At 64.1% G+C, this 17,271-nt stretch carries 18 protein-coding genes; 9 read left to right on the plus strand and 9 right to left on the minus strand.

The genetic code is table 11. The annotated features are described in order from the left end of the window. Position 1 precedes the first annotated feature (1 nt). From gshB to NKI32_RS03355, 3 genes are all read right to left on the minus strand, one after another. Entirely contained in the window at positions 2-955 is a 954-nt protein-coding gene (gene gshB, locus NKI32_RS03345; RefSeq protein WP_353001845.1) for a glutathione synthase, read from the minus strand. 134 nt (positions 956-1,089) lie between these two features. Beyond that, positions 1,090-1,464, minus strand: a complete 375-nt coding sequence (locus NKI32_RS03350; RefSeq protein ID WP_352789073.1) for a GtrA family protein — start codon at positions 1,462-1,464, stop codon at positions 1,090-1,092. Between the two features lie 4 nt (positions 1,465-1,468). Beyond that, positions 1,469-2,473: a glycosyltransferase gene (locus NKI32_RS03355; protein WP_023732778.1), complete on the minus strand. Its 1,005-nt coding sequence runs from the start codon at positions 2,471-2,473 to the stop codon at positions 1,469-1,471. Positions 2,474-2,597: 124 nt separating this feature from the next. On the opposite strand from NKI32_RS03355, the gene NKI32_RS03360 reads away from it, so the two are divergent. The 8 genes from NKI32_RS03360 to NKI32_RS03395 all read left to right on the plus strand — a co-directional run bounded on the left by NKI32_RS03360 (position 2,598) and on the right by NKI32_RS03395 (position 11,775). Next, entirely contained in the window at positions 2,598-4,397 is a 1,800-nt protein-coding gene (locus NKI32_RS03360; RefSeq protein WP_023739807.1) for a hypothetical protein, read from the plus strand. A 100-nt stretch (positions 4,398-4,497) separates the two neighbouring features. Beyond that, positions 4,498-5,847, plus strand: coding sequence for a putative bifunctional diguanylate cyclase/phosphodiesterase (locus NKI32_RS03365; protein WP_023681311.1), 1,350 nt, complete (start codon positions 4,498-4,500; stop codon positions 5,845-5,847). Positions 5,848-6,016: 169 nt separating this feature from the next. Then, positions 6,017-6,784: an SDR family NAD(P)-dependent oxidoreductase gene (locus NKI32_RS03370; RefSeq protein ID WP_353001847.1), complete on the plus strand. Its 768-nt coding sequence runs from the start codon at positions 6,017-6,019 to the stop codon at positions 6,782-6,784. A gap of 5 nt (positions 6,785-6,789) precedes the next feature. After that, positions 6,790-7,734 carry a 2-dehydro-3-deoxygalactonokinase gene (locus NKI32_RS03375; RefSeq protein ID WP_353002152.1) on the plus strand — a complete coding sequence of 315 codons (945 nt, stop codon included), beginning with the start codon at positions 6,790-6,792 and terminating at the stop codon, positions 7,732-7,734. 22 nt (positions 7,735-7,756) lie between these two features. Further along, complete coding sequence (locus NKI32_RS03380; protein WP_352789061.1) at positions 7,757-8,398, plus strand: 2-dehydro-3-deoxy-6-phosphogalactonate aldolase; 642 nt, start codon at positions 7,757-7,759, stop codon at positions 8,396-8,398. Further along, a complete protein-coding gene (locus tag NKI32_RS03385) occupies positions 8,398-9,273 on the plus strand; it encodes an SMP-30/gluconolactonase/LRE family protein (RefSeq protein WP_352655468.1) in 876 nt (291 codons plus the stop codon). The genes NKI32_RS03380 and NKI32_RS03385 overlap by 1 nt, the downstream gene beginning before the upstream one ends. Positions 9,274-9,368: 95 nt before the next feature. Next, positions 9,369-10,430 (plus strand): D-alanine--D-alanine ligase family protein, encoded by a 1,062-nt coding sequence (locus NKI32_RS03390; protein WP_352862044.1) that lies wholly within the window; start codon positions 9,369-9,371, stop codon positions 10,428-10,430. A gap of 91 nt (positions 10,431-10,521) precedes the next feature. Continuing rightward, positions 10,522-11,775, plus strand: coding sequence for a low temperature requirement protein A (locus NKI32_RS03395; RefSeq protein WP_353001849.1), 1,254 nt, complete (start codon positions 10,522-10,524; stop codon positions 11,773-11,775). A gap of 18 nt (positions 11,776-11,793) precedes the next feature. Here NKI32_RS03395 and NKI32_RS03400 read toward each other — a convergent pair whose 3' ends face one another. The 4 genes from NKI32_RS03400 to NKI32_RS03415 all read right to left on the minus strand — a co-directional run bounded on the left by NKI32_RS03400 (position 11,794) and on the right by NKI32_RS03415 (position 14,133). Continuing rightward, positions 11,794-12,081 (minus strand): DUF1330 domain-containing protein, encoded by a 288-nt coding sequence (locus NKI32_RS03400; RefSeq protein ID WP_023701962.1) that lies wholly within the window; start codon positions 12,079-12,081, stop codon positions 11,794-11,796. Positions 12,082-12,094: 13 nt separating this feature from the next. After that, positions 12,095-12,808: an orotidine-5'-phosphate decarboxylase gene (pyrF, locus tag NKI32_RS03405; RefSeq protein ID WP_023701963.1), complete on the minus strand. Its 714-nt coding sequence runs from the start codon at positions 12,806-12,808 to the stop codon at positions 12,095-12,097. Then, complete coding sequence (locus tag NKI32_RS03410) at positions 12,805-13,401, minus strand: NADPH-dependent FMN reductase (RefSeq protein ID WP_023703810.1); 597 nt, start codon at positions 13,399-13,401, stop codon at positions 12,805-12,807. Before NKI32_RS03410 ends, pyrF begins: the two co-directional genes overlap by 4 nt. A 120-nt stretch (positions 13,402-13,521) precedes the next feature. After that, positions 13,522-14,133: a LysE family translocator gene (locus NKI32_RS03415; RefSeq protein ID WP_023703809.1), complete on the minus strand. Its 612-nt coding sequence runs from the start codon at positions 14,131-14,133 to the stop codon at positions 13,522-13,524. Positions 14,134-14,255: 122 nt separating this feature from the next. Here NKI32_RS03415 and NKI32_RS03420 point away from each other — a divergent pair, with 122 nt between their 5' ends. Further along, positions 14,256-15,164 carry a LysR family transcriptional regulator gene (locus NKI32_RS03420; RefSeq protein WP_023752354.1) on the plus strand — a complete coding sequence of 303 codons (909 nt, stop codon included), beginning with the start codon at positions 14,256-14,258 and terminating at the stop codon, positions 15,162-15,164. A 95-nt stretch (positions 15,165-15,259) separates the two neighbouring features. On the opposite strand, the gene pmtA is transcribed toward NKI32_RS03420, so the two are convergent. Beyond that, complete coding sequence (pmtA, locus tag NKI32_RS03425) at positions 15,260-15,865, minus strand: phospholipid N-methyltransferase PmtA (RefSeq protein ID WP_023681321.1); 606 nt, start codon at positions 15,863-15,865, stop codon at positions 15,260-15,262. A gap of 117 nt (positions 15,866-15,982) precedes the next feature. Continuing rightward, positions 15,983-17,113, minus strand: coding sequence for a molecular chaperone DnaJ (gene dnaJ, locus NKI32_RS03430; protein WP_023681322.1), 1,131 nt, complete (start codon positions 17,111-17,113; stop codon positions 15,983-15,985). Between the last annotated feature and the right edge of the window lie 158 nt (positions 17,114-17,271).

Consider the following 17,271-nt stretch of genomic DNA (forward strand, 5'->3'; position numbering starts at 1 on the left):
ACTACGCGGCCGAATTGCGCCGCATTTCCTCCACCTCGTCCCAGAACAGGCTGGCGATATCCGCGCCACCAAAGCGTTGCACTTCGCGCACGCCGGTTGGCGAGGTCACGTTGATCTCGGTCATGTAGTCGCCGATCACGTCGATGCCGACCAGGATGAAGCCGCGCTCTTTCAGCGACGGGCCGATGCGGGCGCAAATCTCGCGTTCGCGCTCCGTCAGCTCGGTCTTTTCGGCGCGGCCGCCGACATGCATGTTGGAGCGAGAATCGTGGTCGGCCGGCACGCGGTTGATGGCGCCGACCGCCTCGCCGTCGATCAGGATGATGCGCTTGTCGCCCTTGCGCACATCCTTCAGATAGCGCTGGACGATATACGGCTCGCGTGACAGCTGGGCGAACATTTCGAGCAGTGAGGCGAGGTTGCGATCGTCTTCCTTGAGATGGAAGATGCCGGCGCCGCCATTGCCATAGAGCGGCTTGACGATGATGTCGCCGAACTCCTTGCGGAAGGCGGCGACCTCCTGGGGATCCTTGGTGATCAGCGTTTCGGGCATCAGATCGGGGAATTCGGTGACGAAGATCTTTTCCGGACTGTTGCGCACCCAGGCCGGGTCGTTGACGACCAGTGTCTTCGGGTGGATGCGCTCCAGAATATGCGTCGTGGTGATGTAGTTCATGTCGAAGGGCGGATCCTGGCGCAGCAGGATCACATCCATCTCCGACAGGTCGGTGCGCACCTTGTCGCCCAGCGAAAAATGATTGCCCTTTTCGTCGCGGAGCTTCATCTCCTCGATGCGGGCAAACACCTTGCCGCCCAGCATCGACAGCCGGTCCGGCGTATAGTGGAACAATTGGTGCCCGCGCCGCTGCGCCTCCAGCGACAGCGCAAACGACGTGTCGCCGGCGATCGAGACGGTGGAGACATGGTCCATCTGGACGGCGATCTTCAGGGTCATCTTTTGGTCTCCAGCGGGTCGAGCAAGTCCAGGAAAAGTGCGTAGCGGTTTTCCGTCCGGAATTGCGGCAAGGCAAGTCGCCGATATACGGAACTTGGCGGCTTCTGCCAATCGCGCTTGCTTGGCCCAGACCTTTAACGGTCGAAGACCAGCCGGGAGTAACCGAGGAACGACAGCGCCATGGCGACCAGCGAGGCGACGGCAAGTGCCGCCAGCGGCGGCAGCGCCGGCAGCGCAAACAGGATGGCGCAGTAGACGAGATAGTTGACGATGCTGGTGGCGATGCCGACGCCGCCATAGCGCGCGCCCTCCTGCGCGACGCCGCGGCTCGACGGCGAAAAGGTCAGGTGCCGGTTGATCTGCCAGGTGACGCACAGCGCAAAGCCGATCGACAGGACACGGGCGACGAAGGGACCGAGCGGCGTCACCGCCAAGAGCAGCCAGAGCGCCGCGGCATCGGCGACGAAACCAACGCCGCCGGCCAGGACGAAGCGGACGAGCCGGCTCACGGCCTCAGGCGGCCCGGGGCGTCTTGCCCGGTTCGGCCTTCGGGATTTCACCAGTGCGTTCGCGCCGTTCGACCCGGCCTGACGGCACCGAGAGATAAAAAATGCGCTTCTGCTCGGCGCGTCCGCGCGATACCGAATCGAGGATCAATCCGGTCACCATCGCAAGCATCGAGAGCAGCAGCAGGCCGACCGACAGCACCCAGGTCGGCATGCGCGGCACGAGGCCGGTCTGGGCGAATTCGATCAGCACCGGCGTCATCAGGGCAAGGCTCGACGCCAGGAAGAAAATCGCGAAGGCGCCGAAGAAGCGCAGCGGCTGCGTTTCCTTCATCAGCATGGCGAACATCCACAGGATCCTGGCGCCGTCGCGATAGGTCGACAGCTTCGACGACGATCCCTCAGGCCGGCGGCCATAATCGAGCGCGATCTCGCTCACCGGCAGTTTGAGCTGCGAGGCATGCACCGACATTTCGGTCTCGATCTCGAAGCCGCCGGAAACCGCGGGAAAGCTCTTGACGAAACGCCTCGAGAAGACGCGGTAGCCGGAGAAGATGTCGGTGAAGTCGGTGCCGAACAGCCGCTTGTAGAGGCTGTTGAAGATGCGGTTGCCAAAGGCATGGCCGGAACGGCCGGCATCGTCGGTGACGCCGCGCCTGGTGCCAACCACCATGTCGCAGCGCTCGGTCTGCAGGATGTTGATCAGCAGCGAGGCATCTTCCGGCGCATAGGTGCCGTCGCCATCGGCCATCAGATAGATGTCCGCATCGATGTCGGCGAACATGCGCCGCACGACATTGCCCTTGCCCTGGCGCGGCTCGCGGATGACGATGGCGCCGGCCGCGCGGGCCTTTAATGCCGTCAGGTCGCGCGAATTGTTGTCATAGACATAGATCTCGGCCGATGGCAGCGTCTCGCGAAAGCGCCGCACCACCTCGGCGATGGTCAGTTCCTCATTGTAGCAAGGCAGGAGCACGGCAATGGCCGGCTCATGGCGGACTTCGTGCGGCATTTCCGTCTCCCGACGCCCGGCGGAGCCTCCGGCCGCGCTCATATGCGGCCTCGCTCAGGCGACTTTACTATTTATTGAAGCTGTTAAGGCTAGGTTTAAGGCCGCAGTCTTTCCGACGAAGGTCATGATGATGAACGCAGCCAAGGCGGGTGCTTCCTCCTGGAAGTCCGATATGACGCTGGCGCTGCTTGCCATGCTGGTGGTGCTGGCTGTCAATGCCGCCACGGGCTTTCGCGAATTGAGCAATGCCGGCGGCGACAATGACAGCCTGCTGCGGCTGGTCGAGGTTCGCGACATGCTGGCCGGCCAGGGCTGGTTCGACCTGCATCAGTACAGGATGGGGCCGGAAGGCGGTTTCGTCATGCACTGGTCGCGGCTGGTCGACGCACCGCTCGCCGTCATCATCCTCGCCGCCTCGGCGCTGACCGGCAGCATGGCCATGGCCGAAGCGATCGCACAGGTGCTGTGGCCGTCGCTGCTGTTCTGCCTGGCGGTGTTTTTTACAGCCCGTGCGGCACGCAGCTTCGCCGGCGTCGGCGCCGTGCTGCCCGCTATCGTCATCGGCGCGGCGGCGCTGCATTTCATCGGCATTTTCTTGCCGGGTGCGCTCGATCATCACAATGTCCAGCTGACGCTGACCATGGCCAGCCTCAGCCTGCTGCTCGAGGCGCCGGCGCGTCGCTGGGCGGCGCTGATTTCCGGGCTGTGTGCGGCCCTGACGCTGGCCGTCGGCATGGAAACCGCGCCCTATGTCGCCACCATCGGCGCCTGCATCGCTTTGCTGTTCGTCGTCGATCCCGGCGGCGAACGCCGGATCGCCAGGGATTTCGGTCTCGGCTTTGCCGGGGTTTCAGCCCTCGTCTTCGTCACCACCATCCCGCCATCGGCCATGGGCCAGCCGCAGTGCGATGCCTTCTCGGCTGTGCAGTTCGTGGTGGCGGCAATCGCCGGACTGGGGCTTGCCGCCGTGACGTCGCTCACGGTGTCCAATGGCACGGCCAGCCGCCGCCTGATCTCGCTTAGCCTGCTCGCGCTTGGGCTGGGCGCCGTCATCGTGGCGCTGTTTCCGCAATGCCTTGCGGCTCCCTACGCAAACCTCGATCCGCGCCTCAAGGAATTGTGGCTCGATCACATCGACGAGGCGCAGTCGCTGTTCAGTATTGCCGTCAATGAGCCGGCGTCGCTGGCGGCGCGCTATGTCACGCCGCTGGTGGCGATCGCGCTGATGGCGCTTCGCCTGCGCGGACCATGGCGCCGCCAGGACAGCCTCGTCGGCGCCTTGCTGGTCGGCGCCTTCATCGTCAGCGCCTGGCAGGTCCGCGGCTCGACATTCTCGATCGCCTTTGCCGTCATCCCGCTGTCGGCCTGGATCGCAAGCTGGCGCGAACGGGCGAGGATCAGCCCTGCGCGCAGCGTATCGCTGCGCATGGCGGCGGTCTGGCTGGTGTCGGCGAATGCCGTCTGGGCCGGCGCTGCCGCCGCGACGTCGAGCGTATTCGAGGCCAGCAAGGTCTCGGTCGAGGCACAGGACACCGACAGCGATCCGTCCTGCGAGCGCAAGGCCTCCTTCGCGGCGTTGGCCCGGCTGCCGGACACCACGGTGCTTGCCATTTCCAATCTCGGCTCGCCCATCCTTGCCTATTCCGGGCACCGCGTCTTTGCCGGCCCCTATCATCGCAACATCGCCGGCGACCTGCTTGCGCTCGATGCCTTCCTCGGATCGGCGGACCAGGCGAGGATGATCGCGGCGGCTCACCACGTCGGCCTGATGGCGCTCTGCCGCGGCAGCGCCGAAAGCAAGATGCTTGCCGCCAAGGCGCCGCAAGGCTTCCTGGCCAGGCTGATGCAGGGAAGCGTCCCCGATTGGCTCGAACCGGTGGCCGAAACGCGCGGAACCCCGGTCGAACTCTACCGCGTCCGCTAAAGCATCATTCGCCAGCGAAAAATCGATTTCGCGATACGCTTCCTAAACGCTTTGCTGCCAGTCTCAGCCTAAATTTCGGGCGTCACAAACAGGGATACCGATGCAAACGACGTTTGGCACCGGGCAGGCAAGCAGGGAAAACTCGGATCTGGCGTTCACCGATGCGCTGACCGGGCTCGGCAACCATCGCCGCTTCTTCGACAAGGTCGATCGCCTGATCAGCGACCGTGCAGACGATCCCGCGCCGTTCACGGTCGGCATTCTCGACCTCGACGGCTTCAAGCCGATCAACGATCTGTTCGGCCACAAGGCCGGCGACGACATATTGATCCAGGTGGCAATGCGGCTGCGCGCTTCGATGGACAGCCACTCCACCGTTTGCCGCATCGGCGCCGACGAATTCGCCTTCCTGTATCCGATGGTGTTCTCGGAGGAAGCGGCGGCCGAGAAGTCGCGCATGATGATCGAAATCCTGTCGGCGCCCTACGATGTCGGCGAACGCACCGCCAGGCTTTCGGCCTCGGTCGGCTGCTCGCTCTTTTATTCCGGCGACGAAACCACGGAAATCCTCGTCAACAAGGCCGAAACGGCGCTCTACCACGCCAAGCGTTCGGGCCGTGGCCGGGTCGTCGTCTACACCCGCGAAATGGAAGAGGCGGCCAAGCGCGTCACCCGCATCGAACAGGCGCTGCGCCGTGCCGTCTCGGCCGGTGAGGTCGAACCGCATTTCCAGCCCATCGTCGATTTGACCACCCGCCGCACCATCGGCTTCGAGACGCTGGCGCGCTGGACCGATCGCGACCTCGGCGTGGTGCCGCCGACCGTGTTCATCCCGATCGCCGAAGAGCGCGGCATCATCGGCCCGCTGTCGCAGCTGGTGCTGCGCAAGGCGACCGAAGCGGCGCGCAGCTGGCCGAAGGACCTGTTCCTGTCCTTCAACCTGTCGCCCTCGCAACTCGTCGACCAGAACACCGGCCTGCACATATTGTCGATCCTCGACCGCACCGGCTTCGATCCGCGACGGCTGGAGATCGAGATCACCGAAACCGGCCTGATGAACGATCCGGCCTCGGCCGAGAAGATCGTCGAGGACCTGCGTCGCGTCGGCATCCGAGTCTCGCTCGACGATTTCGGCACCGGCCAGTCCTCGCTCGGCCGCTTGCGCGAATTCCATTTCGACAAGCTCAAGATCGACCGCGCCTTCGTCTCCTCGATCCTCGACGACCGCCCGTCGGAACACATCATCCGCGCCATTCTGGCCATGTGCGAAGGGCTCGGCATGGATGTCGTCGCCGAAGGCATCGAGGAGGAGGCGCAGGCCGACCGCCTCGTCCAGTTCGGCTGCGCCGGCGGCCAGGGCTATCTCTTCGGCAAACCGGTCGACGCCGACGCCACGCTCGGCTACCTCCGCGATTCCTATCGCGGCGCCCTCTACGCCAAGGCAGTCTGACCGGCGGTCTTGCCTGCGTCGAGCAAGTCAGCGGTGCGAGCCAAGATCGACTGTGGCCGCCATCTTGCGTCCTTTTGTCTGACATAAGCCAAACAAATCGCCGTTTTCGCCCTTGCTCCCCGGACTTGGCTGGATAGGATGCGCGCCGACCGGATCGGGAGAGAAAAATATGATGCCATCGGCCGATTTTGTCGACCTCAGGGGAGCCTCGGTGCTGATCACCGGCGGCGGTTCCGGAATTGGTGCGGCACTGACCGAGGGCTTCGTTCGCCAGGGCGCCCATGTCGCCTTCATCGACATCGCCGATGGCCCAAGCACGCTGCTTGCCGACCGCGTCGAAAAAGAACTTGGCCGGCGACCGCTCTACCTCAAGACCGATTTGCGTGACGTCGAGGCGTTGCGCGCTTCGGCCGCCAAAGCGGCTGAGGCGCATGGCGACGTCACCGTGCTGGTCAACAATGCCGCCTGGGACGAACGCCACGACGTCGCTGACGTTACCGTCGAGTTCTGGGACAACAATCTCGCCGTCAATCTGCGCCCGCATTTCTTCACCGCACAGGCGGTCGCGCCGGGCATGAAGCGGGCCGGCGGCGGTTCGATCATCAACTTCACCTCAACCTCCTATCTCATCAACCACCCCGATATGCCGGCCTACACCGCCGCCAAGGCCGGCATACTCGGCCTCACCAAAGGTCTCGCGGGCAAGCTTGGGGTCGACGGCATCCGCGTCAATGCGATTGCGCCGGGCTGGGTGATCACCGAGCGGCAGAGGGAACTCTGGGTCACCGAGCAGGGGCTCGCCGCCCATGTCGCCAAGCAATGCATCAAGCAGGTCATGCAGCCCGACGACATCGTCGGCACGGTGCTGTTCCTGGCCTCCGACGCCTCGCGTATGCTGACGGCGCAGATGTTGATCGTCGACGGGGGTTTCCTGTGAGCCCGGTGAATCAAAATCCGGCAAAAGGCACGCCGGCAGTCGCCGCCGTCGACTGGGGCACGACCCGCATGCGGGTCTGGCTGGTCGACGAGGCGGGCGGGGTGCTTGCCGAGCGTCGCGGCGATGATGGGCTGATCACCGCGCAGCAAAAAGGCTTTTCGACCATCCTCGAAGGCCATCTCGCGGCGCTCGGCGCGCCTGACACACTGCCGGTCATCATCTGCGGCATGGCCGGCTCGCGCCAGGGTTGGCTGGAAGCGCCTTACATCACCGTGCCGGCGCCGCTCAGTGCCATCCTCGCGGGGGCCGCCCGCATTCCCGGCCAGAGCCGCGACATCCGCATCGTGCCTGGCCTGGCGCAGCGCCTGGAAGATGCGCCGGACGTAATGCGCGGCGAGGAAACCCAGCTTGCCGGCGCCGGTTTGCCGGCAAAAGGTCGCCATCTCGTCTGCATGCCCGGCACCCATTCGAAATGGGTTCTGGTCGAAGACGGCGCGGTCGACGGCTTCTGCACCTGGCCGACCGGCGAGCTGTTTTCGGTGCTGGCCACTCACTCGATCCTGCGCCATTCGCTGGGCGAGAGCCCGAAGCCGGTCACTCCGGACAATCCGTTCTTCCAGGAATGGTGCCGCAAGGCTTTGGCGGAGGGCGGCGATGTCACCTCGCGGCTGTTCTCGATCCGCGCCGCCGGCCTGCTGCAGAACCTCAAGGCCGACGATGCCGCCGCTTGCCTGTCCGGCCTGCTGATCGGCGGCGAGATCGCCTCGGCGGGCCGCCGCTATGGCGAAAGCACCACCGCAATCGTGCTGGTTGCGTCCGGCTCGCTAGCAGCCCTCTACCGGCAGGCGCTCGACCTTGCCGGGCTTGCCGTCAGGACGGTCGACGCCGACGAGGCGGTGCGTGCCGGGCTTATCGAAGCGGCGCGAGAAAATGGCATGATCGCCAAATGACTCACCAGAGTGGAGTGACAGCGTGACCCAGACCGCACCTTTCCCGAAGCTGAAGCGCGGCCTCGTTGCCATCCTGCGCGGGCTGAAGCCGTCCGAGGCGGTGGCCATCGGCCAGGCGCTGTTTGACGCCGGCATCGAAGCCATCGAGGTGCCGCTCAATTCGCCGGAACCGTTTTCATCGATCGCCAGCATTGTCACCGCTTTGCCCAAGACGACGCTGGTCGGCGCCGGCACGGTGCTGACTTCAGCCGATGTCGACACCTTGGCCAAGGCCGGCGGGCGGCTGCTGGTCAGCCCCAACATCGATGCCGACGTCATGGCCCGCGCCATGCACCATGGCATGGTGACGATGCCAGGCGTGTTCACGCCCACCGAAGCTTTTCAGGCGATTAGGCTTGGGGCTTCGGCGCTCAAATTCTTCCCGGCAAGCGTGCTCGGGCCTAGCGGCATTTCGGCGATGCGCGCCGTGCTGCCGGCCGATACCGTGGTCGGCGCCGTCGGCGGCGTTTCCGACAAAGACTTTGCCGGCTACAAAGCCGCTGGGGTGACTGCTTTTGGTCTTGGCTCCAGCCTGTTCAAACCCGGCATGAGCGTCGACGAGGTGGCCTCGCGCGCGCAGGCGGCGGTGACGGCCTGGGATGCGGCGTTCGGCGGAGCGGCATGATGGAAAACGTTTCGGTTTTCTCGGACCATGTCTGCGAGCTCGGCGAGGGGCCGAGCTACGATCCCGCCACCGATACGCTGTTCTGGTTCGACATTGTCAACGGCCTGCTGCTGGAGCAGGGTGTCACGTCCGGCGCGCGGAAAGTCCATGAGCTCGGTCAGATGGCCAGCGCCATCGCCATTGTCGATGACAATCGCCAGCTCATCGCCACCGAGACCGGCCTGCATGTCCGCGACGTCTCGACCGGCAAGCTGACGCTGCATACGCCCATCGAGGCCGACAATGCGCTGACCCGCTCCAACGATTCGCGCGTCCATCCGTGCGGCGCCTTCTGGGTCGGCACGATGGGCAAGGGTGAGGAGAAGGGCGCCGGCGCCATCTACTGGTTCTTCAAGGGCGAATTGCGCACGCTTTACACCGGCATCACAGTATCGAATTCGATCTGTTTTTCCGAAGACGGCTCGATTGCCTATTACACCGACACCTCGACCGGCCTGTTGATGCGGGTCGCCTGCGATCCGGCGACTGGCCTGCCGGTCGGCGAGTCTAAAGTGTTCGTCGACCATCGCTCGTCCAAGGGCTTTGTCGACGGCTCGGTCGTTGATCGCGACGGCGTGCTGTGGAATGCCGTCTGGGGCGGCAAGGCGGTGAAGGCTTATGCGCCGGACGGCACATTGTTGCGCGAAATTGCCGTGCCGGCGGGGCAGTCCTCGTGCCCGGCCTTTGTCGGGGCCAAGGCCGATCGGCTGGCGGTGACCTCGGCCTGGAAAGGCAAGGACGACAAGCAGCGCAAGCTCGACCCACAGGCCGGCATGACCTTCCTGCTCGACATCCCCGTCAACGGCCGCTTCGAGCCGCGCGTGGTCATCGCCTGAGCGCTGTCGCGCAGGCGTCCGCCTCGGTCGGTTTCGCGCAAGTCTGAAGCAGGGGCCATGCCATGGTGGGACAACACCACCGAAGGTCCTGATCCATGCCGCGCCCGACCCTGATCCTCGTCCATGAGCCGGAAAAGGCCTGTCTCGACCGGCTGGTCGCCGACGGCTTTCCCGCCGAGCGCGCCCTGGAAATCTCGTCCTATCTGGCGCAATCGACCGATCTCGCGCCCGAATTCGATGAAATCACCGCCGCTTGCGGGCGGCGCGGCCTCGCCTTTATGCCGGTTGCACTCGACGATGCGGCAAGCGCGCTGGCGAAGGCCGATCCCGCAACCACGCTGGTCTGGACGCTGACCGACGGCATCGCCTATTTCCGCGGTGCTGCAGCGCCCGCACTTGCCAGGCTGAATGGGCTTAGAACCATCGGAGCCGACGATGCGCTGTTCGCGCTTTGCCAGGACAAGTTCCGTTCCGGCGCCGTGCTTTGCGCGCTCGGCCTGCCGGCGCCGCAGGCAGGCCTGGCCCGCGACGGCCGCTGGCTGGCCGACCCGCCAGCTTCGGAAGCCGGCTGGTTCGTCAAGCCGAACCGGCTCGGCTCCAAGGTAGGCATCTGGCCGGATTCACGCTGCAACGACCTGGCCCATGCGCTGGAGCTTAGCCGGCGGGTCTATGCCGCTTATCGCGACGATGTCGTCGTCCAGCCCTATGTCGGCGGTCGCAATGTCCGCGCCAGCTTCCTTGGGCTGCAAACGGATGCCGGGGCGGAAGCGCTCGGCGTTGCATTCGTCGACTCCGGCGGCGATTTCCAGACCATGGCGGACTCGATGGCGCTTTACGGCGACACCGGCGAGGCCGCCAAGGCGGCTGGACTATACAGCGAGCCGGTGCTGGAGGCGGTTGCCGACACCCAGCCGGCAGCCGCGGCAACCATCCGCCGCATCGCCGAGCGGCTGGTCAGCGGGCTCGGCCTGCGAGACGTGTTTTCCCTCGATTTCAGGGTCGAGGCTAACGACCATGTCCACCTCATCGAGTTCGAGGTCTGTCCCGGCCTGCCCTGCTTCGATTTCCGCGCCTATTGCCTGATGCAATGGGGCATGACGCTGGCCGATGCGGTTGCCGAGACGGCGGCGAACCGACTGAACCGACAGGCGATCTGAACGGCCGCGGGGACCAGCGCGACGTACCGCGCCTTGACGGCTTTTGCTCCACCTTTAGTGTCGCGGGACAGTCCTCAGGCAAGGCCGCGCGATGAGCACACCAGCAAGCTCCCTCCACCATCACATCAGGCGCATGGCCGGGCGCGATCCGCATGAGGCGCATCGCGTCGCCACGCCGCTCGAACTGCTGTTCGATCTGACCTTCGTCACCGCCTTCAGCCTTGCCTCGTCGCAACTGGCGCATGCCTTGGCCGAGGGCCACTACGCGGCGGCGCTGATCGGCTTCGGCTTTGCCAGCTTCGCGATCTGCTGGGCGTGGATCAATTTCTCCTGGTTTTCCTCCGCCTATGACACCGACGATTGGATCTTCCGCTTCGTCACCATGGTGCAGATGATCGGCGTGCTGGTGCTGGCCATCGGCCTGCCGCGCATGTTCGCCTCGATCGAGCATGGCGAACACCTCAACAATTCGGTCATGGTGCTGGGCTACGTCATCATGCGCGTCGCCATGATCTTCCAATGGCTGCGCGCGGCGCGGCAGGACCCTGGGCGGCGGCGTGCCTGCCTGACCTACGCCGTCGCCATCGCGATCGCCCAGATCGGCTGGGTGGTGCAGATACTGGTCGATTTCTCGCTGGAGACCAGCCTGGCTTTCGGCGCCATCCTGGTTCTCATCGAGCTTGCCGGGCCGGCGATCGCCGAGCGCCGGGATGGCGGCACGCCCTGGCACGCGCACCACGTCGCCGAGCGCTACAGCCTGTTCGCCATCATCGCGCTGGGCGAAGGGGTGGTCGGCACGCTGGCGACGCTGTCGGCCGTGGTCGAGGAGCAGGGCTGGAACCTCGATGCCGCCTTGATCGGCATTGCCGGAATGGGTCTCACCTTCGGCATGTGGTGGGTCTATTACATGCTGCCCTCGGGGACGGTGCTGCACCAGCACCGCAATCGCTCTTTTGTCTGGGGCTATGGCCAGATGCTGATCGTGGCGGCCATCGTCGCCACCGGCGCCGGGCTGCATGTCGCGGCCTATTTCATCGAGCACAAGACCCATAACGGCCCGGTAGCGACCCTGCTGTCAGTCGCCATTCCGCTAGGCGTGTTCCTGGGGGCGATCTATGCGCTGTATTATTATCTCGTCCAGCGCTTCGATCCCCTCCACGTCTGGCTGCTGGCGGGAACGGCTGCGGTCGTCGCACTTGCCATCATCGCCGCCCTTGCCGGCGTCGACATGGCGGTCTGCCTCATCTTACTGACGCTAGCGCCGGCCGTCACCGTTGTCGGCTATGAGCTGTCGGGGCACCGCCATCAACTGGAGGTGCTGGCGCAGGAGGAAGCGCCGCACTGAGCAGAGCAGCTTCGCGCGTCAGATACCCTCGACCAGCACGATCTCGCCATCGGCCACTTTCTGACGGATGGCGACGGCGCGTTGGTATTCCGGCGAGTGGTAGCAGTCATGCGCCGCGCTGAGCGATTCGAACTCGATAATGACATTGCGGGCGCGGCCAGGCCCCTCGGCCTTTTCATGCTCACCGCCACGGGCAAGGAACTTCACGTCGAAACGGTCGAAAGCGAGCTTGGCGGCAGCGACATAGTCCTTGTAGCCTTCAGCGTCGCGCACATCGACGCGGGCTATCCAGTATCCCTTGCGCATTTTCTTCTCCTCGTTACGCGGCGCGCATCTCTTCCAGTATGGCTTCCGCCGCCGCGCGCCTGTCGCTTGCCGCCACGATTGGCCGGCCCACAACAAGATGGCTGGAGCCGTTGCGGATCGCCTGGCCGGGCGTCACCACGCGTTTCTGGTCACCATGGTCGCTGCCCTTGGGCCGTATCCCCGGCGTCACCACCGCCAGGTCGGGTCCGACGATGCGGCGCACCGCTTCCGCCTCCTCGGCCGAGCAGACGACGCCGCCCATGCCTGCATGCAGCGCCTGTTCGGCGCGCCTCAGCACCAGCGTGTGCGGGTCATATTCATAGCCGGCGTCGATCACGTCCTGCTCGTCCATCGAGGTCAGCACGCTGACCGCCAGCAGGCACAGGTCGCTGCCCCTGGCGGCCTCCACCGCGGCCCGCATCGCCTTGGGATAGGCGTGGATGGTCAGCATGGTCATGCCCATGCGCACGATGTTCTCGACACCCTTGGCCACCGTGTGGTCGATGTCGAGCAGCTTCATGTCGAGGAAGATTCTGGTGCCGCCGCTGGCCAACTCCCTGGCGAAGTCGAGCCCGCCGGCGAAGGCCAGCTGATAGCCGATCTTGTAGAAGGAGACGACGCCGTCGAGTTCGCGCACCGCCTGTTCGGCCTCTTTCACCGTCGGCACGTCGAGGCCGACGATCAGCCTGTCTCTCATGGTGTGGGCCTGCATGGCTGTGGAAATCATGCCCCGGTCCGGGTCGACAGCATGCGCGAGGTTTCGATCAGCGTGCGGCATAGGTGCTCCATCGATTTGGTCAGTCTATCATCCCTGAAATTGCCGTCGCCGTCGAAGGCATTGCCGCCATCGGATACCGAGCATTCCGGCGTCACCATCTCCAGCTGGCAGCGCACCAGCACGGCGCGCAGATGGTTGATGCAGCGGATCCCGGCGAAATGTCCGTTGGAAGACGAGCACAGGCCGGCGACCTTGCCGACAAATGGCCTCACCGGCCGGCCGCCATCCAGGCGCACCCGGCTTACCCAGTCGATCGTGTTCTTGAGCAATGGCGGGATCGAGCCATTATATTCCGGCGTCGCGATCAGCAGCCCGTCATGGGCGGCGATCAGCCGGCCGAGCTTCACGGCGTTGTCGGGAACGCCTTTTTCCTTTTCGAGGTCCTCGTCGATGATCGGCAGCGGATAGTCGGCCAGCGAAATGCGCGTCACCTCGGCGCCTTGCATGGCCAGCTCCTTCTGCGCCACATCGGCGGTCCTGCCGCTGAAGGCGCCGCTGCGCACCGAGCCGGCGAAGACGAGGATTTTCGCGATCACAGCCATTGGCCACTCTTGTTCCCGGACAGGTACAGCCAGAGGCTGCGCAAATCAACGCACTGGCTCAAAAAACGGAAACGATCGGGGGGCAAGCGCGTGAAGGGTGTGCCGAGCAGCTGGGCTATGCTAGTGGGTGACCGCAATTCTTGCACTCAGCGCGATGAGTGCAACTCCGAGCAAGGCATCTATCGGCCTGCGGACGCTGCCATATACCGCCCGAACCCTTCTTGTGGAGAACATCAGCGCGACAAGCCCAAACCACGCCATCGCGACCAGCCCAATTATGGCCAGCGACACTGCCTGGACCCAGATCGGAGCCTGCATCGGCAATACCGATATGAACAGGCTCGCGAAGAAGGCGGCTGTCTTCGGATTTGTAATTCCGACAACGAAGCCGCTTCGCCAGGGAGCCGTAGTCTCTGCGCCACTGACGGCCAGCGGTGGCCGCGCCTGCCAAGCCGACAAAAGGATCTTGCTGCCCAGGTAACCGAGATACACGGCGCCGGCGATCCGGACGGCAAGGTGAGCCCATGCAATCTGCGTCAGTACGAGGCCCAGGCCACACATCGCGAGAGCCGCCCACACCATGATCGCTGCGGCAATGCCAAGCGCCACATGGAACCCCGCGCGACGGCTGATCAGCGCATGGGAAGTCACGGCTACAAAATCGGGTCCTGGGCTCATGGCGCCGAGCAGGAAGACCGAAGCAAGGGTCAGGAATTGCGGAAGGTAGCTCATGCGATACTCCAGTTTCAGTCTCGTCGTACCGCACGCCTGCATGCCGGAGAGGCCAGGAAAGCCGCTCGCCGATTTCGAGGGTCGTTTCCCTCACCTTCACAAAACCTACAGCGCTCTTTAATATGAGCGAAATGAAAGATATTTCGGCAGCCATGAACAAAGCTAATATCAACATCACGATGGTGCGCGTCCTGACATCGCTCAGCGAGACGCGCAGCTTCACCAAAACCGCCGAGCGGCTCTGTCTTTCTCAATCGGCCATAAGCCATGCAATGAAGGCGCTGGAGGAGATCGTTGGCGCGCCCCTCGTCATACGTGATCGGCGCGGTGTCGCTTTCACCGCAACCGGCGAGGCGGCTTTGGACGCGGCGCGCGCCGCTTTGCATGCTTTAGGCCGTCTTGTCGGCCTACGGGAACACTCCATCAAAGGCAGAGTACGGCTCGCGCTGGTCAGCAGCGCCTCGGTAAAGATTGCTCCATATGCGTTGAACATTACTTCCGTCCGGCACCCGGAGCTTGCTGTCGAACTGCTCTTGGGCACGGATACCGAGGTGGCGGAGTGGGTCGATCGCGGTGCCGCCGATATTGGACTGTCCTACATCGCCGGCAATTGCCAAGCCGAGGAACTTGTCGACGACGAACTCTTTGTGGCGTCATCGCAAAAGAACTCAGTCCAAGGCGGGTCATTTCCGATCCGCGCTCTCGACGGCCAGCCATTCATCATGTCGAGCGGCGGCTGCGGACCAATGCTTGCCGAATTGTTCCAGGATTTTGGCGTTGCGCCAGTTGTCATCCTGTCGGCGAGCGATATGGCGGCGCTGCTTGCTCTGGTGGGGGCCGGGCGCGGTTTGTCGATTGCGCCAGGCCTGGCGTTTCCGGCCGATTGGCAGCGAATCGTTGCGAGGCGTCCTCTTGAGCCGCGTGCGCGTCGGCCTCTGCTGCTTCTGTTCTCCAGCAGCGCCGAAGCAACGGCCGTGCGGGCCATGTGCGCGGCGATCAGAGAGGTCGCCACGAGTTTGCGAGGCGGATAACAGTCAAGGATGTGGATCGACCCTCAATCGAGCTTCCTTCGGGAGACGGCGATCCTCTACAAGGCGCCAGAGACTTCTCCCGCCCCCAATACCAGCTAATGCGCTTCGCGCCGGTAGATCCACAGCTGCGTCGGCGGGATGTTGCGGAAGATGAAGTCGAAATGCTTGACCGTGTAATTGCCGCGGCCGGGCGGGATCGGCGACAACGGCCCATAGGTCAGCTGCACGATCGGCCGTCCAACCGGGATGCGGTCTAGCAGGCTTTCAATATAGGCGATCCGCTGTGCGACCGGGAAATTGAGCAGCGGCACGCCGGAGACGACGGAATCGAAAACCATACCGCTCTTCTCGCCAAGCGTGGCGTTGAGATTGAAGGCATCGCCCTCGATGACGTTGACGCCGGGATAGAGCTGGCGCAGATGGCGCACGAAATCGGTGGAATATTCGACCGCGTAGAGGTTTTCGGGCTTAACGCCCTGGGCGAGGATTGCACGCGTGATGACGCCTGTGCCGGGGCCGACTTCAAGCACCGGCAGGCCGGACTTCGGATTGACGATGGAAGCCATCTTGCGGGCGGTGACGGAGCTTGTCGGCACGATCGAACCGACCGACTTCGGCTTGTCGATCCAGCCTTTGAAGAATTTGAGTTCGTCGTCGAACTTTTCCGCCAGCGCCTTCCGCAATCCCGGACCACGTGCCATGCAAGTTCTCCTCAACACTCCCCGAACGCTACTTAGCAGCTAACAGGTCCAAGGCAAGGCGCGATCTGGCATAAGATGTTGATGACGTTTGGGAAGCGTGGCGGCCTTGGCTTGGGTTCAGTGCTCGCCGAAGGATTCGAAAAAGTCCTTCATGCGGGCGAAAAAGCCGCTCGACTGGGGCGAATTGTCCTTCGACGACAGCTGCTCGAACTCTTCCAGCAACTCGCGCTGGCGGCGCGACAGGTTTTGCGGCGTTTCGACCGCGGTCTGGATATAGAGGTCGCCGACATTGGGCTGGCGCAGCACCGGCATGCCCTTGCCCTTGAGGCGGAACTGGCGGCCGTTCTGCGTGCCTTCGGTCACTTTCACCTTGGTCTGACTGCCGTCCAGCGTAGTCACCTCGAACGAGCCGCCAAGGGCGGCCGTCGTCATCGATATCGGCACCTTGCAGTAGAGATCGGCGCCGTCGCGCTGGAAGAATTCATGCGGCTTCACCGCCAGGAAAATATAGAGGTCGCCCGATGGGCCGCCGCGCAGGCCAGCCTCGCCCTCATTGGCAAGCCGGATGCGGGTGCCGTCCTCGATGCCGGCCGGGATATTGACCGACAGCGAGCGTTCCTCGGTGACGCGGCCCTGGCCGGCGCATTTCGGGCACGGGTCCTTGATCGTCTGGCCGCGGCCTTGGCATTGCGGGCAGGTACGCTCGATCGAGAAGAAGCCTTGCGTCGCTCGTACCTTGCCGTGGCCATGGCACATCGAGCAGGTCACCGGCTGGGTGCCGGGCTTGGCGCCGGTCCCGGAGCATTCCGTGCATGAGATCGAGGCCGGCACGCGGATTTGCGCGGTCTTGCCGGCAAACGCTTCTTCCAGCGTGATTTCCATATTGTAGCGCAAATCGGCGCCGCGTTCGCGGCCGCCCGACGAGCGGCGCTGGCGCCCGCCCATCATGTCGCCGAAAATATCTTCGAAAATGTCGGCGAAGCCGCCGGCGCCAAAACCTTGCGCGCCGCCATTCATGCCGCCCTGCTCGAAGGCGGCGTGACCGAAACGGTCATAGGCCGCGCGCTTCTGCGGGTCCTTCAGCGTTTCGTAGGCTTCGTTGATTTCCTTGAACTTATGCTCGCATGAGTGATCGCCGGGATTGCGGTCGGGATGGAACTGCATGGCCAGCTTGCGGAAAGCGCTCTTGAGCTCCTTCTCGTCGGCGCCCTTTTGCACGCCCAGCGTCTCGTAGAAATCAGCTTTCATCTTTTCCCGCAGTCCGGATGCTCAACGTCTTGATGCATGTTGCGTCGTTTGCCGGCACGTTGTCTCGATTTAGGAGCGGTGCTGCCCGGATGCTAGGGCCGGCGCGCTTGTGCCTGTGTTTTTCAGTGACTTTTTCGGCAAGGCCCGCACTTTTTCAG

Source organism: Mesorhizobium sp. M0761 (assembly GCF_040320205.1).
In the GTDB taxonomy this organism is placed as follows: domain Bacteria; phylum Pseudomonadota; class Alphaproteobacteria; order Rhizobiales; family Rhizobiaceae; genus Mesorhizobium.

What these genes read in the sequence shown, in the direction of transcription:
- gshB (WP_353001845.1), bottom strand. Translation starts at nt 955, where the DNA reads ATGACCCTGAAGATCGCCGTCCAGATGGACCATGTCTCCACCGTCTCG.
- NKI32_RS03355 (WP_023732778.1), bottom strand. Translation starts at nt 2,473, where the DNA reads ATGCCGCACGAAGTCCGCCATGAGCCGGCCATTGCCGTGCTCCTGCCT.
- NKI32_RS03360 (WP_023739807.1), top strand. Translation starts at nt 2,598, where the DNA reads ATGATGATGAACGCAGCCAAGGCGGGTGCTTCCTCCTGGAAGTCCGAT.
- NKI32_RS03365 (WP_023681311.1), top strand. Translation starts at nt 4,498, where the DNA reads ATGCAAACGACGTTTGGCACCGGGCAGGCAAGCAGGGAAAACTCGGAT.
- NKI32_RS03370 (WP_353001847.1), top strand. Translation starts at nt 6,017, where the DNA reads ATGATGCCATCGGCCGATTTTGTCGACCTCAGGGGAGCCTCGGTGCTG.
- NKI32_RS03385 (WP_352655468.1), top strand. Translation starts at nt 8,398, where the DNA reads ATGGAAAACGTTTCGGTTTTCTCGGACCATGTCTGCGAGCTCGGCGAG.
- NKI32_RS03390 (WP_352862044.1), top strand. Translation starts at nt 9,369, where the DNA reads ATGCCGCGCCCGACCCTGATCCTCGTCCATGAGCCGGAAAAGGCCTGT.
- NKI32_RS03395 (WP_353001849.1), top strand. Translation starts at nt 10,522, where the DNA reads ATGAGCACACCAGCAAGCTCCCTCCACCATCACATCAGGCGCATGGCC.
- NKI32_RS03400 (WP_023701962.1), bottom strand. Translation starts at nt 12,081, where the DNA reads ATGCGCAAGGGATACTGGATAGCCCGCGTCGATGTGCGCGACGCTGAA.
- pyrF (WP_023701963.1), bottom strand. Translation starts at nt 12,808, where the DNA reads ATGATTTCCACAGCCATGCAGGCCCACACCATGAGAGACAGGCTGATC.
- NKI32_RS03410 (WP_023703810.1), bottom strand. Translation starts at nt 13,401, where the DNA reads ATGGCTGTGATCGCGAAAATCCTCGTCTTCGCCGGCTCGGTGCGCAGC.
- NKI32_RS03415 (WP_023703809.1), bottom strand. Translation starts at nt 14,133, where the DNA reads ATGAGCTACCTTCCGCAATTCCTGACCCTTGCTTCGGTCTTCCTGCTC.
- NKI32_RS03420 (WP_023752354.1), top strand. Translation starts at nt 14,256, where the DNA reads ATGAGCGAAATGAAAGATATTTCGGCAGCCATGAACAAAGCTAATATC.
- pmtA (WP_023681321.1), bottom strand. Translation starts at nt 15,865, where the DNA reads ATGGCACGTGGTCCGGGATTGCGGAAGGCGCTGGCGGAAAAGTTCGAC.
- dnaJ (WP_023681322.1), bottom strand. Translation starts at nt 17,113, where the DNA reads ATGAAAGCTGATTTCTACGAGACGCTGGGCGTGCAAAAGGGCGCCGAC.